Raw genomic sequence first — 26,655 nt, forward strand, 5'->3', positions numbered from 1 at the left:
GATTTTTTGTGCAAAAAAACTCGGCTCTGTTTTTCAGAATAACTCAAGAAATCGTTCAGCCGCCTGGGAAACCGGCAGATTGTCATTCTGAACCATAATCAGCTGTCGGGAAGGAAGTACCTCTGTCATGGGAATCGGTTTCAGCGAATCTGCCGGGCTCAGCATATAGTCCGGAATACAGGCAATACCGAGACCGATACGGGCAAGATCCATAAGAAGATCGTTGCTGTTGAGTTCAACTTCCGGCAACAGTTTTAGATCATGGAGTGCAAACGTGTGATACAGATACTCGCTGGTGGTGCTTTTGGAAGAAAGCATCAGGATCGGATACTGCATGAGATCACTGAACGAACAGGGCAGATGTCTGAAGGCAAAGCAGTTTGGATCAGCGACAAAAATATCATGGAAATCCTTTAATATCTGGACGCGGGTGTGAGTTCCGAGCCGGGAGTTGGGCGAATTACATACGATCAGGTCAACCTGTCCTTTTTCGAGAAGTTCCACACAGCCGATCGAGGTGCTGTTTGTGACTTTGACCCGGACATCCGGATAAGCCTGGTGAAATTTACGGAAATATTCGATCAGGAAATAACGGCAGATCGTATCACTGGCTCCGATGCGGAGCTGTCCTTTAAGAGTATCTCCTGAAAGAAGAGATTCCCCCTCATCCAGCATCTGTATGGCAGGTTTGACATGCCGGAGAAGAAGCTCCCCCTCAGGTGTGAGAAGGACTTTCTTGGTACTTCGGATGAAGAGGGTGTGTCCAAGTTTTTTTTCCAGAGTCTTGACAGACTGACTTACGGCTGACTGGGAAATAAAAAGCTGACGGGAGGCCTCCGAGAAGCTTAAGGTCGTAGCTACATAATAAAAAACTTTGTATAATTCAAGATTGATATCCATAGATTCTCTCCTTATTGATTATTGTAACTAATAAATAATATAAGATATATTAATTTTACTAATGATATTTGTTATGATACTATAGATATTGTAAAAAAACAACTATTCTATCCCAAACACCAGAGTTACTGTTTACGGAGAACTTCTGTAAACAGTAACAAAACAACGAATGAATATTATCTGAAAGGAGTTTCTTATGAGTAACGTAAGACGCGTTTATGTAGAAAAGAAACCAGCCTATGCCGTACAGGCAAAAGAATTAAAACATGAGATTAGCAGCTATCTCGGAATCAAAACAGCATCCAATGTCAGAGTGCTGATCCGTTATGACGTAGAAAATATTTCAGATGAAGTTTTTGAAAAAGCATGCAGAACCGTATTTGCAGAGCCGCCGGTAGATGATCTTTATCTTGAGAAATTTGAGGCAGCAGAAGGTTCCAGAATCTTTTCTGTAGAATATCTTCCGGGTCAGTTCGACCAGAGAGCAGATTCTGCTGTACAGTGCGTACAGTTCCTTGATGGAGATTCACAGCCGATCATCCGTTCTGCAACTACTTATGTAATAGAAGGAAATATAACAGACGAAGAATTTGATGCCATCAAACATCACTGTATCAACCCGGTAGACTCCCGTGAGACAGGACTTGAGAAACCTGAGACACTCGTTGCCGTATTCCCGGAACCGGAAGATGTTAAGATTTTTGACGGATTCAAAGAAATGTCAGAAGCAGATCTTAAAGCATTGTACGATTCCCTGAATCTTGCAATGACATTTAAGGATTTCCAGCACATCCAGAACTACTTCAAAAATGAAGAGAAACGTAATCCTTCCATGACCGAAATCCGTGTACTGGATACTTACTGGTCCGATCACTGCCGTCATACAACCTTCTCCACAGAGCTTACCGATGTGAAGTTTGATGAAGGAGATTACAAAGAACCAATCGTAAAAACATACGAGAAATATCTTGCTGACAGAGAAGTCCTTTACAAAGGCCGCGACGACAAGTTTGTCTGCCTGATGGATCTTGCTCTTATGGCAATGAAGAAACTCAAATCCGAAGGCAAACTGGCTGATCAGGAAGAGTCCGATGAGATCAATGCCTGCAGTATCGTTGTTCCGGTAGACGTAGACGGAAAGGAAGAAGAGTGGCTCATCAACTTCAAGAATGAGACACATAACCATCCGACAGAGATCGAGCCATTTGGTGGTGCTGCGACCTGTCTTGGCGGTGCGATCCGTGATCCGCTTTCCGGACGTACTTATGTATATCAGGCAATGCGTGTAACCGGTGCTGCTGACCCGACAGTATCTGTCAAAGAAACTCTGAAAGGAAAACTTCCTCAGAAAAAACTTGTCAGAGGAGCTGCTCATGGTTACAGTTCCTATGGTAACCAGATTGGTCTGGCTACAGGCTATGTAAAAGAAATCTATCATCCGGATTATGTTGCAAAACGTATGGAGATCGGTGCCGTTATGGGTGCAGCTCCAAGACGTGCCGTTATCCGTGAAAACTCCGATCCGGGAGATATTATCATCCTTCTTGGCGGACGTACCGGCCGTGACGGTATCGGTGGTGCAACAGGTTCCTCCAAGGTACATACAGAAGCTTCCATCGAAGTCTGCGGTGCAGAAGTACAGAAAGGTAACGCACCTACAGAACGTAAGATCCAGCGTATGTTCAGACGTGAAGAAGTCAGCTATATCATCAAAAAATGTAACGACTTTGGTGCAGGCGGTGTATCCGTTGCCATCGGTGAGCTTGCAGACGGACTTCGCGTAGATCTTGACAAAGTTCCGAAGAAATATGCCGGCCTTGACGGAACAGAGATTGCAATCTCTGAATCCCAGGAGCGTATGGCAGTTGTTGTAGATCCGAAAGATGTTGACAAATTCCTTGGCTTTGCAAACGAAGAAAACCTCGAAGCAATCCCGGTTGCAGTCGTTACCGAGGAGCCACGCCTTGTTCTTACATGGAGAGGCAAAGAAATCGTAAATATTTCCCGTGCATTCCTTGATACTAATGGAGCACATCAGGAAACAACAGTAGAGGTTGAAATTCCGAACAAGGAAGGAAACCTCTTCGAAGAAAGACCAGACGTTGCCGATGTTAAGGCAAAATGGCTGGAGACACTTGCTGACCTCAATGTATGCTCCCAGAAAGGTCTTGTCGAAATGTTCGACGGTTCTATCGGTGCAGGAAGCGTATTTATGCCATACGGCGGTCAGTATCAGCTTACAGAGACTCAGAGTATGGTTGCTAAAGTTCCGGTACAGAACGGAAAGACTGATACAGTTACCATGATGAGCTACGGCTTTGACCCATATCTCTCATCCTGGAGTCCATATCACGGAGCTGCTTATGCAGTAACAGAATCTGTAGCAAGAATCGTAGCTACAGGTGGTGATTACAAGAAGATCCGCTTCACATTCCAGGAATACTTCCGTCGTATGACCGAAGATCCAAAGAGATGGAGTCAGCCATTCTCTGCACTCCTTGGTGCTTATGCGGCACAGATGGGATTTGGCCTTCCGTCCATCGGTGGTAAAGACAGTATGTCCGGTACCTTTAACGAGATCGATGTACCTCCGACACTTGTTTCCTTTGCAGTTGATGTAGCTAAGATCCAGGATGTGATCACTCCTGAACTCAAAAAAGCAGGAAACAAACTTGTATGGCTCCGTGCACCGCGTGATCAGTACGATCTTCCGGATTACGCTGGAATCATGGATCAGTACGAAAAACTCCACAACGATATCCAGGATGGAAAAGTTGTTTCCGCTTACGCACTGGATCGTCATGGTATTGCAGCTGCTGTTTCCAAGATGGCATTCGGTAACGCACTCGGAGTGAAGATCGAACACAATCTGGATCCAAGAGACTTCTTTGCACCAGGATTTGGCGATATCATCATGGAAGTTCCGGCAGACAAAGTTGGAGAACTTTCCATTACCTATACACTGATCGGTGAAGTTACAGATGACGGTAAATTCTCCTACGGCAATACCGTGATTACAGAAAAAGAAGCTGAAGAAGCATGGAAAGGAACTCTCGAAAGAGTCTTCAAGACAGCTTCCGGTGAAGACAACGAAAAACAGGCAAAGGATGAACTGTATCACGCAGAAAACATTTATGTATGCAAACATAAAGTTGCAAAACCTCGTGTATTCATTCCTGTATTTCCGGGAACAAACTGCGAATACGACAGCACACGTGCTTTCGAACGTGCAGGAGCAGAGGTTGATGTCAAAGTATTCAAGAACCTGACAGCAGAAGACATTCACGATTCCGTGGAACTCTTCACCAAAGCAATCGACCAGGCACAGATTATTATGTTCCCTGGCGGATTCTCCGCTGGTGATGAACCGGATGGTTCTGCAAAATTCTTTGCAACTGCATTCCAGAATGCAAAGATCAAAGAAGCAGTCATGAAGCTTATCAATGAGAGAGACGGTCTTGCACTTGGTATCTGTAATGGTTTCCAGGCCCTGATCAAACTTGGTCTTGTACCATACGGTGAGATTTGCGGACAGAAAGAAGATTCTCCGACACTGACCTTCAACACCATCGGACGTCATATCTCCAAGATGGTTTACACCAAGGTTGTCAGCAACAAGTCTCCATGGCTTCAGAAAGCACAGCTTGGCGGAGTATACTGCAACCCTGCATCCCACGGTGAAGGACGTTTTGTTGCCAACGATGAATGGCTTGCAAAACTGTTTGCAAACGGACAGGTTGCAACCCAGTATGTAACTCCAACTGGCGAACTTAGTGCAGACGAAGAATGGAATGTAAACGGTTCCTACATGAATATCGAAGGTATCACAAGCCCTGACGGACGTATCCTCGGTAAGATGGCACACAGCGAACGCCGCGGTGACGGTGTGGCTGTCAACATCTACGGCGAGCAGGATATCCAGATCTTCGAGTCCGGTGTAGAGTACTTTAAATAATCAGAGTTAGTAAATCAATCAGGCCCTCGCTTATATGGCGGGGGCTTAATTTGTGTCTTGACGAAAATAAAAAAATTCGGTATCGTACTGGTAGAATGAAAAATGTTTCATAATATAAAAATGCTTATAGTATAAAAAACAGGATCATATAAAGAATCAGGACAGGAAGTGAACAAATGGCAAGTATTCGTGATGTAGCAAAAAGGGCAAATGTGGCAGCATGTACGGTTTCCAGAGTGCTGAATGGGACAGCAAATGTAGCACCTGAGACGCGGATGAAGATTGAACAGGCTATGAAGGAACTGAATTATATTCCCAATGAACTGGCAAGGAGTATGTTCAAGCAGAAGGCAGGAATCGTGGCAATGTTGGTTCCGGATATCCGTCATCCGTATTTTTCTTCACTGGCGAGACATATCGAAGACGAACTGTACAAAAACGATTGTAAACTCATGCTGTGCAGTACCGGAGATGATCCGGAGCGAGAAAAAGAATACATGAAGATACTCCGTTCCAATATCGTGGATGGAGTGATCATGGGTGTAAACAATCAGAAACCGGAAGCTTATGCAGAATTCGGGAAGCCGCTGGTCATGCTGGACTATTATGTAAATGATGAGGTACCGGTGGTTGTGTCTGATCATGAGATGGGAGGACGGCTTGCGGCGGAGGAATTTATTCGAAGTGGATGCAGATACGTGCTCCATATCGGAAGTGAGGCGGATACGGACAGGGTTCTTTCCTACAAGAGTCACCGGGCACTCAGGGAAACACTGGAAAGAGAGGGCATTCAGACCCGGGAAGTGGATATCAAGTGGAACTCCTTTGACTTCCAGAATTACTTTGAGATGGCGAGTCTGATTCTGAAAGAAAACCCGGAGATTGATGGTATCATGGCAGCAGATATGCCGGCAAGTGCTTTTCTCAAGGCTGCTGTGAAGATTGGAAAGAAAGTTCCGGAGGAGTTTGCCGTGATCGCCTATGATGGAACGTATGTCTCCAGAACCAATATTATGGAGATCACCACGATCCACCAACAGTTACACGAGATAGGAAACAGGGCTGTTGATACGATTCTCAGGCTGATCGATGGAGAGATGCCACAGGAAAGATACATCACGATCCCGGTGGAACTCAAAAAGGGAAGCACGACATGATATTATAGGAGTTCCCAAAAGTTTCTCAACAAAACAATAAAAAGGATTGACTTCAGATCAAAAATGTGGTAGTTTAATAACAACGAATGAAACATGTTTCAAGAAACAAGGCATAGTTCAGTTACAGAAACTGTGCCTAAAAAAATAACTATTATGAAACATGTTTCAAGAAACAGAAAACGAAACACAAAAGGAGGACGGGAGATGAAAAGATCCATAAAGGCACTTGGCGTGTGTCTGCTTGCAGGTACAGCTGCGGTCACCGTGACCGGCTGCGGCAAGGTAAATAAGGATTATGATGTGTACTTTTTTAACCAGAAATCAGAGATTGCAGATAGTCTGAACGATCTGGCTGATGAATACGAAGCACAGACCGGTAAGAAAGTGAAAGTGTTTACAGTAGGAACAACAGAAGGTTCTGAGACTATGCGTTCCGAATTGAAATCAAAGAAATATCCGACGGTATTTTCTTCTAATGCGATTGCCTTTGAGGAATGGAAATCGGCAGGATATGCGGAAGGAGTCGATGAGATTTCTAATCCAGAACTCAAGGCCTTGTATGAGAGTGTACCGGATGCCCTGAAACTTCAGTTTGAGGGTGAAGGAAACTATGGAATCCCATACAACATCGAGGGATATGGCCTGATCGCAGATCGTCAGATGCTGGAGGACATTCTTGGAACGACAGACCTGGATGCATTTATTGCAGATTACAAAGAAGCAGACTATGAAGAATTCCAGCAGATGGTTACGGCGTTGAATGATTACATCAACGATGGCAGATCTGAGAGCTTTACTCTGAATGGCAGCAGCTACAAGACACAGTCCGATAAAACAGATCTTACCGAGAATCTGAACGGAGTCTTTTCCATCGCAGGTGCAGAGAAATGGACATACGGAAATCATTTCGGAAACTATCCGATCAGTACCGTATATGAGAATGTTTACGATGTACGTGAATCCGCCCCGGACAAAGCAGATCTGATGAAATCCTCCATCGTGAAATCCTTAGAGGAACTGGATTTCCTTTCCAATTATGCAGCAGGACCGGAAGGGGCAACAAAGAGAGGATCACAGTTCATCAATTCTACCGTGACCGGTTATGACCAGGCAGTACAGACCTTTGCAGAAAGCAAAGCAATCTTTATAAAAAACGGAAACTGGACTTACAGCAATATTGCGAATATTGCCCCAGAGGTTGCGGAACGTCTGGTCATGCTTCCGATGAAGCTGAATTTCTCTGATGATGATATTCATGTGGACGGGCTGACAGTGGATCAGATGAACCGTTCTGTTCCGGAGTTCGTATCTCAGTATTACATTGTTAACAAGAAAGCTACCGAGCAGGAAAAGAAAGATGCAGAAGATTTCCTTCTCTGGCTGAATACCTCAGAGACAGGCCTGGATTACATTGTAAATAAATTTGCATTTGTACCGTTCAATGCCGACGAGGACACAGTACTGGAGAACCCACTGTCCAACGATCTGATCACTTATAAACGTGATAACTGTATTCTGGCAAACCCGTTTGATGCGGCACCATCCTCCTGGGGGCTGGAAAGCTACGGAAAATATATCATGGAAGATTTGTTCACAAATCCGGATCCATGGTCCGAAGATAAATTAAATGATATTGCGGATGAATGTATTTCATACTGGAAATCCGGCATGGATGAATGGTAAGGAAGGGAGAGAAACATGGAGAAATATTACAAAAAATGGTTCAAGATATTGAATATTCCGGCGGCCATCCTGTTCGTTGTGGTTATTCTGGTACCATTTATCATGGGTGTGGCGTACTCATTTACAGCATGGAGAGGTTCCTATTTCAAAGGTTCTGAGCACTGGTATGGCGCACTGGTAGGATTCAAAAACTATATCAAAGTGTTCCATTCACAGAAGTTTATCACCTCTTTTATCTATACCATTAAGTTTACGATTGTAGCTGTCGTAGTCAAAAATATCATAAGCCTTGGAATGGCACTGATGGTAAGAAAAGTCGGTAAAGGCAAAGGATTTTTCCGTACCGTATTTTTCTTCCCGAACCTTCTGGGAGGACTTGCAATGGGCTTTATCTGGAGTTTCATTTTCCAGAATGTATACTCCCTGATGCTGTTTGGTGAGGATTCACCGATTCATATTCCATTCCTGTGCGATATGCTCCAGGATCCAAATAAAGCAGTTTTTGCCATGGCAATCATGGCAACCTGGCAGACAGCCGGATATCTGATGCTGATCTATCTCAACGGTCTCAATAACATTCCGGAAGACCTCTATGAGGCTGCTTCCATCGACGGTGCAACTGCATGGCAGAAATTCCGTCATATTACAGTTCCGATGCTGATGCCGGCATTTACAATCGTATTTTTCCTGACACTTTCCAGCAGCTTCAAGATGCTGGACGAGAACCTTGCCCTCACCGGCGGAGACTTCGGCACGAGAATGCTTTCTCTGCAGATCCTTCTGACAACCAGAGAAAACACACCGCCAAACTACGGTATGGCACAGGCACAGGCGGTTATTTTCTTTATCCTGATCGCTGTTGTGTCCATCGTTCAGGTTATTGTTACTAAGAGAAAGGAGATTGAGGCATAATGACTGCAAACAAAAGAATAAAACAGGGCGTAATGTATGCAATTCTGATTCTTCTGAGTATTTATACGTTATTCCCAATCTACTTTTTGATCGTGAACTCATTCAAGAGTCAGAAAGAAATTGTCGGATCTCCAATCTCCGTTCCGTCTTCTTTTGATTTCTCTTATCTCAAGAATGCGGCAGCACAGATCAGACTTGGAGAATCTGTAGTAAACACACTTATCATCACGGTGGTAGCAGTAGCACTGATCGTTGTGATCTCATCCCTCACTGCCTGGATGATGGTAAGAAACAAGACCAAAGCAAGCAGCTTTCTGTTCCTCTGCTTTACCGCAGCAATGCTGATTCCGTTCCAGTCCGTTATGTATCCGCTGGTAAACCTGATGGAAGCACTGGGACTTAAGAATACCTTCGGACTGATCCTGATGTATGGCGGCTTCGGACTGAGTATGACCGTCTTTCTGTATCATGGATTTTTTAAGAGCGTTCCGCTTTCTTTGGAAGAAGCGGCGGTTATCGACGGTGCAAATATCTTTCAGCTGTTTTTCAATGTTGTATTCCCACTGGTAAAACCAATCACTGCAACGGTTGTGATCACAAATGCCATGTGGATCTGGAATGATTACCTTCTTCCATTTCTGATTATCGGAAACAATGACAGCAAGACACTGACCTTAAGCTTGTATTATGCAAAGAGCCTTTCCGGACAGTACGGAAATCCATGGGAACTCATCTTCCCGGCAGTATTAATCTGTGTCATTCCAATCCTGATCGTGTTCATTTTCCTTCAGAAAAATATCATCGAAGGAATCGCAGCAGGAGCAGTAAAGGGGTAATTTATGAAAAGAATATGGTGGAAAGAAGCAGTAGGATATCAGATCTATCCGAAAAGTTTCAAAGATACAAACGGTGATGGAATCGGAGACATAAAAGGAATTGTGGAAAAACTCCCTTATCTGAAAGAACTGGGAATTGATTTTATCTGGATCTGTCCTTTTTACCCGTCACCCATGAAAGATAATGGATATGATGTTGCTGATTATTATGGAATAGATCCCTGCTTCGGAACGATGGAAGATATGGAACTTCTTCTCAAAAAAGCAGGCGAATCCGGTATTCGTGTTATCGTTGACATGGTGTTGAACCACAGCTCTGACCAGCATAAATGGTTTCAGGAGGCATTGAAGGATCCAAATTCAAAGTACAGAGATTATTATATGTTTGTGCAGTCCAAAGAATGTCCTTCCAACACACGAAGCTGCTTCGGCGGTTCTGTGTGGGAGAATGTGGGAGAAGATACCTGGTATTATCACACCTTTGACAAGAGCCAGCCTGATCTCAATTGGGAGAACCCGCAGCTTCGGGAAGAAGTTTACAACATCCTGAATTTTTGGATGGAAAAAGGAGTCAGTGGATTTCGTTTTGATGCGATCACTTATATTAAAAAGGCAGATTCTCTGGTATCACATGAGCCAGATAATACAGATGGTCTGATCGGAGTAGAAAAGACAGGACAGAACCAGGAAGGAATCCGTGAATTTCTTCAGGAAATGAACCATAAATGTCTTAGAAATCCGGAAATCATGACGGTTGCAGAGGCTCCGGGAGTCCCATATGAAAACCTGTCCGAGTTTATCGGAGAAGACGGATATTTTTCTATGGTATTTGATTTCAGTTATGCAGATATTGACCTCCTTCCGGGTTCCAACTGGTACAACCAGGCTCCGTGGACTTTTGGAGATCTCAAGAAACTTCTATTCAGAAGCCAGTGCAGTGTGCAGACACAGGGATGGGGTGCCATCTATCTGGAAAACCATGACCAGTCCCGCTCGCTCAATAAATATTTCCGTGAAAAAGCTGCTGCGAAAGATGATCTGCATTTAAGATTCCTTCAGGGAAGTGCCCTTGCAGCCCTGCTGATGGGACTTCGCGGAACTGTATTTATTTATCAGGGAGAAGAACTTGGTTCTGTAAATGGTACATTCAACAGTATCGAAGAATACGACGATCTGAATACCAGGGATCAGTATCAAAGAGCTTTACGGGCAGGTTTTGATGTAGCACAGTCCCTGAAATTTGCCAATGACAGAAGCCGCGACAACAGCAGAATGCCATTCCCGTGGAATGAGGAAGAACATGGTGGATTTACTTCCGGAACACCATGGCTTAAATGCAATGATGACTATGCATCCATCTGTGCAGAGAAGCAGAGCCAGGATAAAAACTCTCTTCTGTATTATTATCGAAATCTGATTCAGGTCCGCAAGGATGAAGCCAACCGCGAATGCCTGATCTACGGTGAAGTCCGTGAGATTGAGAATGCGGTGGAGTCTGTGATCGCTTTTGAGCGTATCGCAGAAAACGGTGAAAAGATCCAGATCTGGATCAATATGTCTGATGAAACCCAGCAGGCAGACATCGCAGAGGGCGAGATCCTCTGCAATAACTACAGCGAAACTAGCCAGAAATCCCTGAATCCTTACCAGGCAGTCATGGTACGCCGCAGATAAAATTATATGATAGATATACAGAAAAGGCAGATTATGTCGATTCCTCTGGAATTGATGTGATCTGCCTTTTTTGCCTGACGTATTAGGGGATGTTGGTGTTTTATCCATTAATTGGAAAAAGTATAACGGTTGAAATGTTATTGGGATAATGATATTATACATATGTAAACTAATAGTGCACAAATGTTAAAGGAAGAGAATGAAAAATAAAAAGAAAAGACCAAATAAATTCAGAATTCGACTGTTTATAATTTTTTGGATTGCCCTGGTTATTCCCTGTATGTTGATTTCCTATATTCTATATCAGAATTCACAGGAAAAATCAAAACAGTCCATGGCAGAAGATATTCAGCATACGCTGACAGAAAACATGGCATCTGTAGAAGGAAAACTGGATGCAGTTTCTGATGCGGGTGTATCGTTAAAATTTGCAATGGAACAGAACAATGTGGTGATGATTCCTGACCTGAAATGCAGGGATATTGATATTTACTCTCTGGTGCAGAAAACTTTTTCTACCTATACTTCTCTGCTGGATGAGACATATAATGTCGGCGGATTTTCTGGATTTTATCTTTATTACCCATATCGGCAGCTGCTGTTGGTATCTGATGCTACTTTTTTTCCAAATGTTCTGTCAAATACGATGGACTGTTATCAGGCAGAAGTGGGTAAATGGGGAATTGCGACACCCTATCAGAACATTATCTGCAATCCGACATTGGGAAAATATTTTAATGATTATGATCTGGTGCGAAATTATGAAATTCGTGACGAAGAAGGCAACGAACTATATCTGACTGCCTGCGTGGATGAGCGTTATATCAACAGGCTTTTGTCTGCAAATTTTCAGATTCAGCCGACCTGGCTTGCAATTCTGGATCCTTATGGAAATATAGTAAGTACCAAAGAGCAGCAGGATTTCAAAAAAGTCAAAGATCCCTATACAGATATCATAAACTATATCACATCAAAAGAAGATGAACAGATAGGAGAACTGAAAATTGATGGAAGAAATTACATATTAAACTGGAACTATTCTGCAGCAAATAACTGGTATTATGTGAGTGTGACAGATGCAGGAAAAATTCTGTCAGAAAATGGTTTTCCAGATGAAATCAAAGTTTTTGCATTTGTATTTCTGACAGCAGTGGCCTTTGGTGCAGCCTGGACTGTAAATGCAATGATAGAAAAGAGAAATGAGAGAATGCTATCGGTTCTTCATGATATCGAAAAACAGGTTTCGGAGAATAAAGTTCCGGATGTACTGCAAAAACCGGAACAAGGACGACAGGCAGATGAATATATGGAAGTCAGTGACGAATTTTACAGGATGACAGAACGTGTATGTAATATAGCGAGGGCAGCTCTTAAACAGAAGGACAAAGTTACAATGACAACGATCCAGATGCTTCAGACAGAACTGGATCCGCATATGCTGTACAATTCACTGGAATCTGCGTACAGCATTGCAAAAATCAACAAGCAGGAAGAAATTGCACAGCTTGTTATGGCATTATCAAAATTTTTCCGGATCGCAGTATCAGGAGGAAAGCGGATCGTAACCTTCAGAGAAGCGTTTGAACTGTCAAAGCAGTATATCATAGTACAGAATGTGCGGGTCAATAATAAGATCACATTTGTGTATGATATCGATCCGGAAGTGGAAGAACTGGCGGTTCCGAAGTTCCTTCTGCAGCCATTGGTGGAGAATGCGGTAATTCATGGATTTCGAAATAAGAGTGACAAATGGAAGATAGAAATAACTGCTTTAAAAGAAAAAGACTGTGTACAGATTACCGTAAAAGATGATGGAATTGGGATGAGTGAAATGGAGCTGGAAAAACTGAACGAAAAGATATGTGATAATACTTTTGAGAATTCTATGGGAAACAAAGGATATGCACTCAGAAATCTGAATTATCAGATCCAGCTTCAATATGGGGAACGTTCCGGGCTTACGATCCGAAGTACTTATGGAGAGGGAACCACAGCAGTAATCAGACTGGAAAATATTTCTGAAGTGGAGAAAGGAGTTGTGTGATATTGCGGCTGTTAATTGCAGAAGATGAACTATGGCTACGAAAAAGGCTGGTATCGACAATCGACTGGTCATCATATGGGATTTCAGAAGTTTATGAGGCAGAAGATGGAGGCGAAGCACTGGAAATCGCACTGAAAGAAAAACCGGATATTGTGATTACAGATATCAGAATGCCGGAACTGTCTGGAATTGATCTTATGAAAAAATTAAATGAAAACTCCATATTTTCCAAAATGATCGTAGTAAGTGGGTATGATGATTTTGAATATGCACAGGGAGCACTCCGCATGGGTGCAATAAACTATCTTCTGAAACCGGTGGATGAAGAAGAACTGCTGGATAGCGTCAAACGCTGTGTGGAAGAACTGAAAAAAGAAAAAAATAAAGAAACAGTGTTTGATAAACAGTCAGCGGCATCTGAAATGCTGATGGAACATATTTATGAAGATCTGATTTTTGAAACTTCAGAAAAACGAACAGAAGAACTTCTGCAAAAATTAAGCAGGAAAGAAATAGGTTTTCCATTTCAGTCGGCAGCAGTTGTGAATATGCAGGTCAGAGAGCATACCTTTTTTGTGAATGATAAAGTGAAATCAGATATGTGGTCTGTGTACCAGTGGCTCAGACGAAATCTTCAGGAAGACTGCTATGAATGTCAGTATCTTTATATGAGAGGAAGCCAGATCGTACTGCTTTTATTCGGGGATGATCTGGAAGCGAAGTTCATGGAGCGGGTAGAAAACTGGGTTCAGCTGATTCTTGAGGCATTGCAGAAGGAACTGAATATATCACTGTTTATGGCAGCAGGAGATGTGACTGATGATTTTTCCGGAATCCACAGATCTTATGAAATGGCACAGAAGAAGATTAAAGAGAAACGTGCCGAAGAAAAAAGAATCCTGGCACTTCGTAATCAGGAGACAGAGCAGGAACTGAATACCAGATTTGATGATGTTTATGGAGAATATGATTTTAAATTGCTGATTAAAGAAATCCGTAATGGAGATTCAGAAAAAGCACAGACAGAACTTCAGGCGATGCTGCAAAGTTCCTCCAGACGTCTGCAGAGTGCAGATATGATGAAACTGCAGTTGTTTTATATGAATTTTATTAACAGGATTGCAGGAGCATGTCTTCCGGAGTGCGAGGCGTATGCAGATGAACTGGCGATGCAGTGCATGACTGTCATGCGGGAGCTGATTTATATTGGAAGCGATACGATTGTAACGGAAATGTGGGACTGCCTCAGAAAATTTGTCGAAAAACTTGTAGAAGTCTATCAGGAAAACAACGGGAAAAGAAAGCACTGGATGATTGATCAGGTTCTGCAGTATGTAGAAGAAAATTACAATACAGCATTGTCCACCAGGGATATTGCCGGCCGCTTTTTTATGAATACTTCGTATTTCAGCAAACTTTTTCACGAACAGATGGGATGCACTTTTTCAAATTATCTGATCAATGTAAGGGTAGAAAAAGCAAAAATGATGCTGACTCAGACAAATATGAAGCTGTACGATATTGCTGAGGCGGTAGGGTACACGAATGTACAGTATTTTTCGACCATATTTAAGGAAAAAGAAGGACTGACACCATCTGCATTCCGGCAGATGCGTTCTGCGGTAAAAGATGAATACACAGGAAAGTGATAAGAATGGAAAAAAGAAAGAAAATAGGGCTTCTGTTTTTGGCTGTCATTGGTATTACTGTCGCTTTGATCTGGGGAGTCCGGATACAGGAGATGAAAAACGAAAATACAGAAAATTTGGCAAATGAAGAGAAAAATGATGATTTAAAAGGGACGACAATTGCATCTGTAATTCTTCTGGAAGATCAGACCGAAAAAGTAATGCAGACTGCCATGCGCGTTACAGCAGAAAAATATGGGGCAACCGTCATTGAAGGGCAGAGCGGTGGAGAACTGGAAAGGGAAACACGACTGCTCAGTGACTATATGGAGCAGGAAGTGGATGCAATCTGCATTTATCCGGTCAGTCCGACGGGATCGCTTGCAGGTCTGGAAAATGCGGCAAAACAGGGAATTGACATTTATTCTGTGGATCTGAGCATGGAAAGTAAATGGCTGACAGGATATTGCGAAGCGAACCAGTACAATATCGGACAGATGGTTGGAAAAGAATGTGCAGAGTATATCCGGGAAAATTTTCCGGACAGGAAGCCAAAAACTGCAATCATCCAGTTCAGTGCACTGCTTCCGGATACCAGTAAAAGCCGGACGAGAGGATTTTTGTCCATGACACAGAGTCTGATTGATGTTGTTCAGGATGTGGATGCCTGGGATGCAAGTACATCGACACCAATTGTCAAAGAAGTGCTGGATGCCAATCCGGATCTGGATATGATCTTCTGCGCGAACGAAGGCGGTACAGTCGGAGCCGTTATGGCGGTGCAGAATGCGGGACTGAAGATTCCGGTGTTTGGAATTGATATTACGGAGCAGCTGGTGAACATGATGCTGGATGATGATAATATCCTGCAGGCACTTGGTGGTCAGGATCCGGTACAGCTTGGGGAACGTTCCATGGAAAATCTGTGCAGATATCTGATGGGAAAGGATTATGAATCTGAAATTGTAATTCCGGGAATTCTTCTGTCGAGAAGCCGTCCGGGAGAAGCAAGAGACTATATCGAAACGATGAGACAGATTTTGGAACAGGACAAAAAATAACCAGAAAACAGATAAAAAAGACAATAAAATAAAACAAATTTAACAATGAACAGTAATGCGATATGGTGAAAATCACCAAAAACATTACTGTTTTTTTGCTTTATAAAAACAAAAATGACAAACAAAAACCAAAAGTGGAAGATAGATTAAAGTGGTCAGCCTGCTATAATTTGATTAACAAAAACGAAACGGAAAACAACATGAGCAACAGAAGAAAAGTGAAATGTATGGGGTGTGAGTATGGAAACTATTTTGGAAATGAAAAATATTTCTAAACACTTTTCCGGCGTAAAAGCTCTGGATAAGATCCAGTTTGATCTGAGAAAAGGAGAGATCCATTCACTTCTCGGAGAAAACGGAGCCGGAAAGTCAACCATGATAAAAATTCTTGCGGGAATTCATACACCGACAGAAGGACAGATTTTTATCAATGGAAAAGAAGTAAAAATTGAAAAAGTAAGTGATGCAAAAGAACTTGGAATTTCAGTTATTCATCAGGAACTGAGTCTTGTTCCATATATGACAGTTGCAGAGAATATTTATCTCGGCAGGATGCCATCCAAAAAGAGTGGATTTGTAGATGACAGGAAACTGGAAGCAGATGCTTATAAAGTTCTGGAAAGACTGGGCGTTCAGGATGTGATCCACGTAAATGATTATCCGGCAAATCTGACAGTAGCACAGCAGCAGATGGTAGAGATCGCAAGAGCACTCTCGGTTGACAGCAAGATTCTGATCATGGATGAGCCGACAGCATCTCTTACCGAGCGTGAGACAGTACAGCTTCTTGAATTTGTTCAGATGCTTAAGAATCAGGGAGTTGCAATCATTTATATTTCACATCGTATGGATGAAGTATTCCAGATCTCAGACAGGATTACGGTGTTCCGTGATGGACAGTACATAGCAACCAGGAATATTGGGGAGGTAACTTACGATGATGTGATCCGTCTCATGGTTGGACGTGAAATGAAAGATGTTTATCCGGAAGTAAACCTGACAAAAGGCAAAGAACTTTTGAGAGTGGAACATCTGGATGATGGGAAATTTCTCAAAGATATTTCATTTGAACTGCATCAGGGTGAAATCCTTGGCTTCTACGGTCTGGTGGGAAGCGGCAGAACAGAGATTATGAGGTATTTGTTCGGTGTGGATAAAGGAGCTGCTTATAACGTATGGCTGGAGGGCAGAGAGTTTAAAGTATCAAATCCAAAGGAAGCAATTGAAGCAGGCATTATTCTGGCACCTGAGAGCAGAAAAGAACAGGGTCTGGTTCTCATACAGGATATTCGGTTTAATACAGTTCTGGCGATTCTGGACAAACTGATCCACGGAGTAAAAACAGACAAAAAGCAGGAAACAGAGATCGTAGAAAAATATATGAAAAAAATGCGGACAAAAGCAACTTCTGCAGCGCACATTACAGGGCAGTTATCCGGTGGAAATCAGCAGAAGGTCGTTCTTGCAAAATGCCTGGCTACCAACCCGAAGATTCTGATTCTGGATGAACCGACAAGGGGAATTGATGTAGGGGCAAAATTTGAAATCTATAAAATGATCACAGAGCTGGCAGAAGAAGGGGTAGGAATTATTTTCATATCATCAGAACTTCCGGAGATCCTGAATCTTTCAACAAGAGTGATTACAATGCATGAAGGACAGAAGACAGGTGAACTGGCAAGAGAAGAACTGTCAGAAGAACTGGTATTAAAATATGCAACAGGAGGTGCCAACAAATGACAACAAAGAAGGAAAAAATCTCCGGAGGCGTTCCAAAAAATCCGGTTATGAAGTATTTATACCTGAATAAAGGCATTCTGGCAGGAGCACTGGGAATCTTTCTCGTATTTGGATTTCTGACAGAATTTAAATTCTGGGGAAGAGCAAATGTTATCAATATTTTAAGAATCACCAGTCTTGACAGTATTGCAGCATTTGGTGTAACGCTCATCATTATCACAGGTGGTATCGACCTTTCTGTTGGTGCGCTGATGGCATGTGCAAGTACCTATTGTGCACTCCTGATCTCCAATGGTTTGCATCCAGCAGGTGCACTTCTGGTAGGTGTTCTGATCGCAACTGTGTTTGGTGCAATAAACGGTGGAATCGTTGCAAATACAAAAATTCCACCATTCATTGTAACTCTTGGAACCATGAACATTGGACGAGGAATTGCCTACACCTGTTCTGCAGGTACACCGATTCGTATTTCCGGTGATTTCGGAGAAATCGGAAACGGATATTTAATGAATACGATTCCATATCCGATTATCTATACAGCTGTTATTCTGGCAATCACTTATGTTCTGCTCAATAAGACAAAGTTTGGCCGTGAAGTATATGCAATCGGCGGAAATGCAGAAGCTGCCAGATTCTCAGGAATCAACAGCAAAAAAGTTATCTGGATCGTATATACATTTGCTGGATTTTTGTATGGTATCTATGGTGTTATCTCCTGTTCCAGACTGTACAGTGGACAGCCGACACTTGGACAGGGATCAGAGCTTACTGCAATTGCAGCTGCAGTTGTAGGTGGAACCAGTATGAGTGGTGGTGTTGGAAGAATCGGAGCCACTTTTATCGGCGCACTGATCATGGATCTTTTAAGCAGTGGACTGAATTTCATGAACGTGCCGTTCTACTGGCAGTATGTGTGTCAGGGCGTTGTAGTTCTCGGGGCAGTATTCGTTGATCTTCAGATAAAGAAAAAATAAAAAATTAATATAAAAAACAAACAAGGGAGGATTCAAGGATGAAAAAAAGGTTAGTAGCAGTTTTAATGACAGCAGCAATGGTATGCAGTATGGGAAGTGTGTCCGCAGTATCAGTATTTGCAGAAGAAGAGACCGCAGAAGCCGCAGGGGATGAAGATGTGGTTTATGTAGACCCTCTTGAAGCGGAAGATGGACTGCCGTTTGCTGCTACCGAACTGAGCAAAGGCAAAACAATCGGTGTTTCTGTACAGACACATGCAAATGCATTTTTCCTCGCAGAGATCGACGGTGTTAAAGCTACACTGGAAAAAGGCGGTATTGATGCAGAAGTGATCGCACCTGACCCGGCAAATGATATCAACACACAGGTAGAGGATATCACACAGATGGTTGCCAGAGGCGTAGATGTTATTTTTGTAGATGCTCTTGACAAAGATGGAATCAAACCTGCACTGCAGGAAGCAGAGAGAGCTTCCATTCCTGTAATTGCGATTGATTCCAACGTAGAAGATAAAGATCTGATCGCATCTATTGTAGAATCTGATAATGTGGCAATGGGAAAAATGGCAGCGCAGACACTTTGTGATTCCATTGACGGCGAAGGTGAGATCGTAGTTATCAACTGGTCAACACTTCAGGCAGTACGTGAGCGTGTAGAAGGTCTTAAGTCAGTGATCGAGGAGTCTTATCCGAATGTAGAGATCGTAGCAGACCAGGATGCTTTTGGCGTAGTAGAAGATGCACAGAGTATTATGGAATCCTTCCTTCAGACTTATCCGGATGTAAAGGGAGTCTTTGCAATCAACTCTCCGACAGCACAGGGTGCAGCGGCAGCAATCAAGGCAGCAGGTCTGGAAGGCAAGATTTCTGTAGTAGATATCGATGGTGCACAGAATGATATCGATATGATCAAAGAAGGACAGATCCTCTGCTCACCGGTACAGTTTCCGAAGACGATCGCAAACAAAGCAATGGAATGTGCAGAACTTATCTGGGCAGGAAAAGAAGATGAGGTTGCAAAACATTACTATGTAAGCGGCGACAACATCACAGAAGAAAATCTCGACCAGTATGACGGAAATACATACTAAAGGAAATCCTGCATTAATTAAATATAGTTTCAGGTAAAAGAGAAAAGCACTGCAGGATAACGAGGGAATGTTATTATGTGGTGCTTTTCTGAATAAGGAGTGCTGAAAGATATGGCAGTAAAAACAAAATGGGCGATTATCGGGACAGGATATATCGCGAATCAATTTGCATCCGGGATGCGTGCAGTGGAGGATGCGATTCTGGAAGCTGTTGTTTCCAGAAGTGAAAATTCAGGCAAAAAATTTGCACAGAACTATGGTTGTGAAAAAGTCTACACAGATCTGAAAACAATGCTGGATACAGAAAAAATCGATATCGTATATCTGGCAATTCCGAATTCCTGTCATTTTGAATATATTATGGAGATTCTGGAAAGAGGAATCCCTGTACTGAGCGAAAAACCAATGGTTGATAATGGAAAGCAGCTTACGCAAGTTTTGAACAAAGCAAAAGAAAAGAATACATTCCTGATGGAAGGCATGTGGACGAGATGTTTTCCGGCAGTCATACAGACAAGAAACTGGATCAAAGAAGGACGGATCGGAAAGCCACTGACAGTCCGTGCCGGCTTTGATATCAAGCCGGATATTGATGACTGGCAGCCCTGGAAAGCCGGAATCAAATATGCAGCAGGTGCACTTCGGGATGTTGGAATTTATTCTCTTGGAATGTCGTATCTGGTATTCCCGGAAGACCCACAGAAGATTTATTCCAATATGAAATCAAACGGAGAGGTAGATGAATGTTTCCAAATGCTTCTCACGTATTCAGAAGGCAGAGCAGCAATACTGAGCGGAGCATTTAATCAGATAGGAAATGCAGAAGTGGAGATCGTAGGAGAGGAAGGCAAGATCCTGATAGGACCGGAATTCTGGCATCCGACCACGGCAAAGCTGATTTTAAACAATGGAAAAAAAGAATGTTTCAGTGAGGAGTACTGTGAAACAGGATTTCAGTATGAAATACAGGAAGTTATGAAATGTCTGGAACAGGGAAAGAAGGAGTGTCCGCATTTCACCTGGAAAGAGTCGATCGCAATTGGAGAACTGATAGAAAAGACCCGAAAAGAATGGGGAATCCTTTATGCATCAGACTGACGCACAAATTCAGAAAGGGCAGATTGAGTATGAAAGAAATATTATTAATGGCGGTTGACCTTGGTACAAGCTTTATCAAAGCAGGGGTTTACAATACAGAAAGTCAGTGCATTGCAATTGAGATGGAACCTGTGAAAGACTACCGTCCAAAGCCGGGAGTTTTTATTCAGAAAGGAGAAGAACTTCTTGCATCGGTAATTGCGTGCATGAAAAAAGTCGGAGAAAAAATCGGTGACAGAAAGAAGAATATCGCAGCGATTTCTTTTACCGGACAGATGTCAGGATTCATGGGAGTTGATAAAGACTGGAATGATATCACAACCTGGTCCTGTTCCCTGGACAGCCGTTATATGCCATATGCAGAGCGGCAGATGAAAGAATTAAAAGATGAGTTCCTGAGAGTCGGAGGAACCAACTTTCCACAGATGGCACCAAAGGTAGAATGGTTCCGCAGCGAATATCCGAAAGAAAGCGAAAAGATTGCGAAGTATCTGATGATCAGTGGCTATGTAATCGGAAAACTGGGCGACATCTCTACAGAAGATGCAGTAATGGACAGATCGTTTACAGAGTGGACAGGACTTGCAGATGTGCAGAACGACCGTTGGTCAGATGAAATCTGTGATGCGATCCATCTGGACCAGAAATATCTTCCGAGAATCGTAAATTCAAATCATATCTGTGCACATCTGAACAAAAAAATGGCAGCAGAGTTAGGGTTTACAGAGGGAATTCCACTGGTTTCCGGTGCAGGTGACAAAGTAGCAGGATGCCTGGGGGCAGGAATTGTGGACTATGGTGATACGATTTTTGAAGCTTCATCTTACGGCGAAGTCAGCACCTGTGTACCGGAATATCGACCGGATATGGAAGAACGCAGACTGGATGTTCTGCCATCGGCGATTCCAGGTGACTTCTATGCGACACACTTTGTTGCAGGTTCAGGAATTACACTGGACTGGTTTATGAACACTTTTGTGAAACACGAAGGAATCACTTCCAAAGAGATGTTTGCACAGATGGAAGAAGAAATGAAAAACATCCCGCCTGGATGTGACGGACTGATGGCGATCGGACTCCTTGGAGGAAATTCCATGCCATCTGATGGTGCACTTCGTGGAATGTGGATGGGATATGACTGGAGCCACAGCAAAGCGCATTTTTACAAAGCTCTGATTGAAAGCTTTACTTATGATTTTACGTTATGTATGAACAGCATTGAGAGACTGTATCCGGAATATACGATTGATCTGGTCAAAATTATAGGAGGCGGTGCAAAATCACCGGTCTGGACGCAGCTCAGTGCAGATATCCAGAACAAAAAGTATACGACCATCAACAGAGATGACGTGGCAATGTGGGGCGTATCCATTCTCGCCGGAAATGCAATTGGTGTATTTGGAGATCTTAAAGAAACCGCAAAGAAATTTGTAAGCAGCAAGACAATCTACACACCAGATCCGGAGAATGGAAAACGGTATTATAAATACATGAATCTGTATAAGAAATATGTGACAGAGCTGCATGATTTCTATAAGAGGATCCAGGATCTTGCGAATGAATAAAGGCTGACAGGAGGAACGGAGAAATGAGTTTGACAAAATCACAGGTAGAATCTATTGTACGGAATACAATTACAGAATATGTATCAGAAACAACTGTTTCCGGCAAAATGAAAGCATATGTGATGAATGAAGAAAGAAAAATGGTGATCAAAGAGATGCCGGAACCAGTTCCGAAAGCAGATAACATGATTGTAAAAATTAATTATGCATCTATCTGCGGAACCGATTTCAGAACTTTTATGAAAGGCAATGCCAAAATTACCCCACCGAGGATCATGGGACATGAATCGGCAGGAGTTGTAATACATGTCGGTGCGTATGCAGAAGGAAAAGGATTCAAAAAAGGAGACCGTGTAACGGTAGCACCGGCAGTAGGATGCGGCAAATGCTGGCCCTGCCAGACCGGTCACACCAATATGTGCGATTCTCTTAAGACATTTGGTTTCCAGTATGAAGGTGCTTTTGCAGAAAAAATGGAAATTCCGAAGCACGTTATTGATATGGGAAATGTGATCAAAATTCCGGACAGTGTTTCTGATATGTCAGCAGCACTTTCTGAACCGGCAGCATGTGCATTTAACGCACAGACCTATCTGAATATTCAGCCAGATGATTATGTAGTCATCTATGGAAGTGGATACATTGGCTGTATTCATGCAGAACTTGCCCGTCTTGCAGGTGCATCCAAGATTATCATGGTAGAAATTGCAAAACCAAGAATTGAGATTGCAAAGAAAATGATTCCGGACATTATCGTAATCAATCCGAAGGAGCAGGACACTGTAGAGGAAGTGAAACGAATCACGAACGGAAGAGGCGCAAATGTTGTAATCACAGCACTTTCTGTTCCGAGTGCCCACACAGAAGCACAGATCATCGCAGCCAAGAGAGGACGAATCAGCCTGTTCGGTGGAATTGCAGGCGACGGAAAAGGATATCTGGACAGTAATCTGATTCATTACAAAGAACTTTCCATTCATGGTGTTCATGCAACTACCGCAGGAATGATGAAAGAAATCATCAGATATGTGGAAGAGGGAAAACTGAACCTGGAAAAATATGTAACAGATGTCTATGATCTGAAGGATATTTCAGAAGGCTTCCTGGCAATCAGAGACAGAAACGCAATGAAAGTACTGGTTCACCCATAATCTTCCGATAAATATTGACTTTTTTAAAGCAATATGATACTCTGAATCAAGAACGAAAGTTACTTAATGCGTATCATTTGTTCATAGAAAGGCTTAGGATGAATGGAGGAAGTCAATATGAACTACAAAGAATTGTACCAGCCTGCACATACCATCATTGGTAAGGGCTGCATTCAGGAGATACCAAGATATATCGATACCATAGCCGGAAATAAGGCGCTGGTCGTTACGGATGAGGGATTGTATAAGATTGGTACAGTGAAGAAGGTAACAGATGTTTTGGATCGTGCCGGTAAACCATATGCGCTGTATACCGGAGTTAAGCCAAACCCGACCGTATCCCTGGTCAATGAGGCGAAGGCAGTTTACGACAGAGAGGGATGCGACTACCTGATCGGAATCGGAGGCGGTTCCCCGCTGGATGTATCCAAAGCAATCAGTATCCTGGCAAAAAACGGCGGTAATATCGAAGATTACAATGGACTTGACAAATCAAAGAAATCCGGTGTTCCGCTGATCGCGATCAATACAACAGCCGGAACAGGATCAGAAGTTACCAGAGCATATGTAGTAACAGATGAAGTTCGTAAAGTAAAGATGCTGATGGTCGATGCACACTGCCTTTCCTATCTGGCACTGAACGACCCGGCACTGATGGTGGATATGCCGGCACCCCTTACCGCAGCTACCGGAATGGATGCTCTGACCCATGCGGTCGAAGCCTATGTTGCGAAGTCGCATTTTCCGTTTACTGACGGTCTGGCACTTGAAGCAATCGGACTGGTAGCCAAATCCCTGCAGAAAGCCTGCGAAAATGGACGCGACATGGATGCAAGAACAGATATGTGCTGGGCAGAATATATGGCAGGGCTTGCTTTTTCCAATGCAGGACTTGGCATGGTACATGCGATGGCTCATCAGCTTGGTGGATTTTATAATACACCGCATGGAGTTGCAAACGCGATCCTCCTTACACACGTAATGAAATTCAATCTCCCTTCCTGTAAGGAACGCTATGCAGATATTGCACGTGCACTCAAGATCAATACAGCACATATGACACCAGATCAGGCAGCAAATGCAGCAATCACCTATATTGAACAGCTTGCAGAAAGAATACATATCCCGAAATTATCAGAGACTGCATTCAAACCGTCGGATGTGCTGACACTTTCTCTTCATGCACTCGAAGATACCGGAATGCCGGAGAATCCAAGAGAAGCAACCCTTGTAGATGTACAGAAAGTGTTCATGGACGCATACTACGCAAAATAAATAAAAAAGACAAACAGGAAATGCCCCCTGCATTCAGTTTGAAATGCAGAGGGCATTTTGCTGTTTGATACATATCGAAAAGACAACTAAAGTGAACTGGCAGTCTATACAGCATCGGCACAGAGCTGCTCATCCTTGCTGAGAACCCACTGTGCAGTCTCTTCGTTTGTGATCAGGACATTGACGATCTTACCCTTAAGTGCACCGAGGATACAGTCTACTTTGCTGAGACCCTGGGCAACACCGATCCGGTATTTCTTATTTCGGATATCCTCAAGCGGGACAGCGGCTGTGCGCTGATCCAGTTCCTGATCGCAGATATTTCCGTTAATATCAATGAGATGTGTACAGATATCGCCGACTGCACCTCTGGCAGAAAGCTCATCCATCTTGTCCTGGCTGATGTAGCCGGTATGTACAAGTGCACTCTTAGGTCCGAAAGAACCCATAGTCACGAGTGCGATGTTGGCGTCACGACCATACTGGAAAACCTTGCCCATATTGTGATCTTTTTCCAGAAGATCTCTCATCTTTCTGGAATCAAGAACTGCAGGCATAGGAAGGATAAAAGAAGAACTTCCAAGTGCAGCAGAAAAATTCTGTGCGATCTCTGTTGCGAAAACGTTCTTGTTCAGGTTGCTGACACCGCCGCAGAGCTGAACATTGATAATGTTCCGAAGATCATCTCTTCGAATCAGAGCTTTGGAACATTCATAAACAGTTGCTCCCCAGGAAAGACCGATAATGTCTCCATCCTGAAGAATGGTGTCGAGATATCTGGCTGCTTCCAGTCCAAGCCGTGAAAGTGATGCTGTTCCTTCGGACATCGGAACAATCCGGACTTTCTCCAGGCCGAAGTGCTCGCGGAGATTCTTCTCCAGAGGGGTTTCGATACTTAAAGGATCTACGACCTGAACCCTGACAATACCGTTAGACTTGGATTCGTTCAGAAGTTTGGAAATATACGGACGGGAAAGCCCGAGTTTCTTCGCAATCATCTCCTGGCTGTAGTCATTTTCATAATAAAGTTTTGCTACTTTGACAAGTAATTCGATTCGTTTGTAATCAGGCATAGGCAATAGTCTCTTTCTTTTTCATAATAGTTAAGATTTACTTACTTATTGCGAGTATAACACAAAGTGTTCTGTATCGCAATAAGGCATTTGTGGATTTGTTGTCAAAATATTTGAATAAAATTCGAATATTGGGCAAAATGACGAATGAAAAGAAAGAACAGACAGATTTATAATGAAAAAATTAACTAAAATAATTTATTAACAAGCAAAAATCAGACAAACTTCCAAAAAATGATTGACAATATCAAAAGCATATAGTAATATTCAATTATAAACAAACGATACAAGTACAGTAACAAATGTTCATCAAAACTAATAGAAGCACAAAAGCAAATAAGAAAATTCCGATTTTATTGGTGCGGAGGTTAAAGATGGAAGCTTATTTTATGGGGATAGACACAGGAACTCAGGGTGTGCGGATTGGAATCAGTGATACCGGAGGAAAACTGATCTTTGAACAGGAACAGAAATGGGAGACAGAATTTCCTAAGGTTGGATGGGCTGAGCAGAATCCGTTGAATTGGTGGGAAGCTGTCAACGGAATTTTTGAAAAAATCGCACATACAGTGGAAAGTGAAATCAGACAGAACATCAGAGCCTGTTGTGTATGTGCTACTTCCACCACTGCAATAGCAGTGAATGAGAATGGTTATCCGCTTATGAACGCCATGATGTGGATGGATGCCAGATCAAGAAAAGAAATGAAAGAGATTAATGATACAGGTCATCCGGTTCTGAATTACTGTGGAAAGGAAACCTCCTTTGAATGGATGATTCCCAGCTTGAATGAAAAAGTAAATTCTACATTCTAATATACCTTGATTTTATGCGGGAT

19 protein-coding genes are annotated in these 26,655 nt (G+C 42.8%); 17 read left to right on the forward strand and 2 right to left on the reverse strand.

Annotated elements, in window-relative coordinates; all coding sequences use genetic code 11:
- Positions 1–33: 33 nt before the first annotated feature.
- A complete protein-coding gene (locus LIR34_RS09105) occupies positions 34–900 on the reverse strand; it encodes a LysR family transcriptional regulator (RefSeq protein ID WP_173902566.1) in 867 nt (288 codons plus the stop codon).
- A gap of 196 nt (positions 901–1,096) precedes the next feature.
- Here LIR34_RS09105 and LIR34_RS09110 point away from each other — a divergent pair, with 196 nt between their 5' ends.
- From LIR34_RS09110 to LIR34_RS09185, 16 genes are all read left to right on the forward strand, one after another.
- Positions 1,097–4,855: a phosphoribosylformylglycinamidine synthase gene (locus tag LIR34_RS09110; protein ID WP_173902567.1), complete on the forward strand. Its 3,759-nt coding sequence runs from the start codon at positions 1,097–1,099 to the stop codon at positions 4,853–4,855.
- 176 nt (positions 4,856–5,031) lie between these two features.
- Positions 5,032–6,012 (forward strand): LacI family DNA-binding transcriptional regulator, encoded by a 981-nt coding sequence (locus LIR34_RS09115; RefSeq protein ID WP_161283949.1) that lies wholly within the window; start codon positions 5,032–5,034, stop codon positions 6,010–6,012.
- 204 nt (positions 6,013–6,216) lie between these two features.
- The gene (locus tag LIR34_RS09120; protein WP_173902568.1) at positions 6,217–7,695 is read left to right on the forward strand and encodes an ABC transporter substrate-binding protein; all 1,479 of its coding nucleotides are present in this window, start codon (positions 6,217–6,219) and stop codon (positions 7,693–7,695) included.
- A gap of 15 nt (positions 7,696–7,710) precedes the next feature.
- Entirely contained in the window at positions 7,711–8,607 is an 897-nt protein-coding gene (locus LIR34_RS09125; protein WP_173902569.1) for a carbohydrate ABC transporter permease, read from the forward strand.
- On the forward strand, positions 8,607–9,443 hold the full coding sequence (locus LIR34_RS09130; protein ID WP_161283952.1) for a carbohydrate ABC transporter permease: 837 nt from the start codon (positions 8,607–8,609) through the stop codon (positions 9,441–9,443). Before LIR34_RS09125 ends, LIR34_RS09130 begins: the two co-directional genes overlap by 1 nt.
- Positions 9,444–9,446: 3 nt before the next feature.
- On the forward strand, positions 9,447–11,117 hold the full coding sequence (locus LIR34_RS09135; protein WP_173902570.1) for an alpha-glucosidase: 1,671 nt from the start codon (positions 9,447–9,449) through the stop codon (positions 11,115–11,117).
- A 334-nt stretch (positions 11,118–11,451) separates the two neighbouring features.
- Positions 11,452–13,161: a sensor histidine kinase gene (locus LIR34_RS09140; RefSeq protein WP_173902571.1), complete on the forward strand. Its 1,710-nt coding sequence runs from the start codon at positions 11,452–11,454 to the stop codon at positions 13,159–13,161.
- A gap of 2 nt (positions 13,162–13,163) precedes the next feature.
- Positions 13,164–14,810: a response regulator gene (locus LIR34_RS09145; RefSeq protein ID WP_173902572.1), complete on the forward strand. Its 1,647-nt coding sequence runs from the start codon at positions 13,164–13,166 to the stop codon at positions 14,808–14,810.
- Between the two features lie 5 nt (positions 14,811–14,815).
- Positions 14,816–15,850 (forward strand): substrate-binding domain-containing protein, encoded by a 1,035-nt coding sequence (locus LIR34_RS09150; RefSeq protein ID WP_173902573.1) that lies wholly within the window; start codon positions 14,816–14,818, stop codon positions 15,848–15,850.
- A gap of 240 nt (positions 15,851–16,090) precedes the next feature.
- On the forward strand, positions 16,091–17,590 hold the full coding sequence (locus tag LIR34_RS09155; protein ID WP_173902575.1) for a sugar ABC transporter ATP-binding protein: 1,500 nt from the start codon (positions 16,091–16,093) through the stop codon (positions 17,588–17,590).
- Complete coding sequence (locus LIR34_RS09160; protein ID WP_022214821.1) at positions 17,587–18,564, forward strand: ABC transporter permease; 978 nt, start codon at positions 17,587–17,589, stop codon at positions 18,562–18,564. Before LIR34_RS09155 ends, LIR34_RS09160 begins: the two co-directional genes overlap by 4 nt.
- A gap of 38 nt (positions 18,565–18,602) precedes the next feature.
- Positions 18,603–19,655: a substrate-binding domain-containing protein gene (locus LIR34_RS09165; protein ID WP_022214820.1), complete on the forward strand. Its 1,053-nt coding sequence runs from the start codon at positions 18,603–18,605 to the stop codon at positions 19,653–19,655.
- Between the two features lie 111 nt (positions 19,656–19,766).
- Positions 19,767–20,753, forward strand: coding sequence for a Gfo/Idh/MocA family protein (locus tag LIR34_RS09170; protein ID WP_173902576.1), 987 nt, complete (start codon positions 19,767–19,769; stop codon positions 20,751–20,753).
- A gap of 29 nt (positions 20,754–20,782) precedes the next feature.
- Entirely contained in the window at positions 20,783–22,318 is a 1,536-nt protein-coding gene (locus tag LIR34_RS09175) for a xylulokinase (RefSeq protein WP_022214818.1), read from the forward strand.
- Between the two features lie 23 nt (positions 22,319–22,341).
- Positions 22,342–23,469 carry an alcohol dehydrogenase catalytic domain-containing protein gene (locus LIR34_RS09180; RefSeq protein ID WP_173902577.1) on the forward strand — a complete coding sequence of 376 codons (1,128 nt, stop codon included), beginning with the start codon at positions 22,342–22,344 and terminating at the stop codon, positions 23,467–23,469.
- A gap of 117 nt (positions 23,470–23,586) precedes the next feature.
- Complete coding sequence (locus LIR34_RS09185; protein WP_202017294.1) at positions 23,587–24,744, forward strand: iron-containing alcohol dehydrogenase; 1,158 nt, start codon at positions 23,587–23,589, stop codon at positions 24,742–24,744.
- A 104-nt stretch (positions 24,745–24,848) separates the two neighbouring features.
- On the opposite strand, the gene LIR34_RS09190 is transcribed toward LIR34_RS09185, so the two are convergent.
- The gene (locus LIR34_RS09190) at positions 24,849–25,817 is read right to left on the reverse strand and encodes a sugar-binding transcriptional regulator (RefSeq protein WP_173902579.1); all 969 of its coding nucleotides are present in this window, start codon (positions 25,815–25,817) and stop codon (positions 24,849–24,851) included.
- 374 nt (positions 25,818–26,191) lie between these two features.
- On the opposite strand from LIR34_RS09190, the gene LIR34_RS09195 reads away from it, so the two are divergent.
- Positions 26,192–26,632, forward strand: a complete 441-nt coding sequence (locus LIR34_RS09195) for an FGGY family carbohydrate kinase (protein WP_173902580.1) — start codon at positions 26,192–26,194, stop codon at positions 26,630–26,632.
- The last annotated feature ends 23 nt before the right edge of the window (positions 26,633–26,655 follow it).

The organism is Blautia sp. MSK17_66, from assembly GCF_020538025.1.
GTDB lineage: Bacteria > Bacillota > Clostridia > Lachnospirales > Lachnospiraceae > Blautia_A.

What these genes read in the sequence shown, in the direction of transcription:
- LIR34_RS09170 (WP_173902576.1), top strand. Translation starts at nt 19,767, where the DNA reads ATGGCAGTAAAAACAAAATGGGCGATTATCGGGACAGGATATATCGCG.
- LIR34_RS09160 (WP_022214821.1), top strand. Translation starts at nt 17,587, where the DNA reads ATGACAACAAAGAAGGAAAAAATCTCCGGAGGCGTTCCAAAAAATCCG.
- LIR34_RS09155 (WP_173902575.1), top strand. Translation starts at nt 16,091, where the DNA reads ATGGAAACTATTTTGGAAATGAAAAATATTTCTAAACACTTTTCCGGC.
- LIR34_RS09150 (WP_173902573.1), top strand. Translation starts at nt 14,816, where the DNA reads ATGGAAAAAAGAAAGAAAATAGGGCTTCTGTTTTTGGCTGTCATTGGT.
- LIR34_RS09165 (WP_022214820.1), top strand. Translation starts at nt 18,603, where the DNA reads ATGAAAAAAAGGTTAGTAGCAGTTTTAATGACAGCAGCAATGGTATGC.
- LIR34_RS09135 (WP_173902570.1), top strand. Translation starts at nt 9,447, where the DNA reads ATGAAAAGAATATGGTGGAAAGAAGCAGTAGGATATCAGATCTATCCG.
- LIR34_RS09195 (WP_173902580.1), top strand. Translation starts at nt 26,192, where the DNA reads ATGGAAGCTTATTTTATGGGGATAGACACAGGAACTCAGGGTGTGCGG.
- LIR34_RS09115 (WP_161283949.1), top strand. Translation starts at nt 5,032, where the DNA reads ATGGCAAGTATTCGTGATGTAGCAAAAAGGGCAAATGTGGCAGCATGT.
- LIR34_RS09140 (WP_173902571.1), top strand. Translation starts at nt 11,452, where the DNA reads ATGGCAGAAGATATTCAGCATACGCTGACAGAAAACATGGCATCTGTA.
- LIR34_RS09110 (WP_173902567.1), top strand. Translation starts at nt 1,097, where the DNA reads ATGAGTAACGTAAGACGCGTTTATGTAGAAAAGAAACCAGCCTATGCC.
- LIR34_RS09120 (WP_173902568.1), top strand. Translation starts at nt 6,217, where the DNA reads ATGAAAAGATCCATAAAGGCACTTGGCGTGTGTCTGCTTGCAGGTACA.
- LIR34_RS09185 (WP_202017294.1), top strand. Translation starts at nt 23,587, where the DNA reads ATGAACTACAAAGAATTGTACCAGCCTGCACATACCATCATTGGTAAG.
- LIR34_RS09190 (WP_173902579.1), bottom strand. Translation starts at nt 25,817, where the DNA reads ATGCCTGATTACAAACGAATCGAATTACTTGTCAAAGTAGCAAAACTT.
- LIR34_RS09175 (WP_022214818.1), top strand. Translation starts at nt 20,783, where the DNA reads ATGAAAGAAATATTATTAATGGCGGTTGACCTTGGTACAAGCTTTATC.
- LIR34_RS09105 (WP_173902566.1), bottom strand. Translation starts at nt 900, where the DNA reads ATGGATATCAATCTTGAATTATACAAAGTTTTTTATTATGTAGCTACG.
- LIR34_RS09180 (WP_173902577.1), top strand. Translation starts at nt 22,342, where the DNA reads ATGAGTTTGACAAAATCACAGGTAGAATCTATTGTACGGAATACAATT.
- LIR34_RS09130 (WP_161283952.1), top strand. Translation starts at nt 8,607, where the DNA reads ATGACTGCAAACAAAAGAATAAAACAGGGCGTAATGTATGCAATTCTG.
- LIR34_RS09125 (WP_173902569.1), top strand. Translation starts at nt 7,711, where the DNA reads ATGGAGAAATATTACAAAAAATGGTTCAAGATATTGAATATTCCGGCG.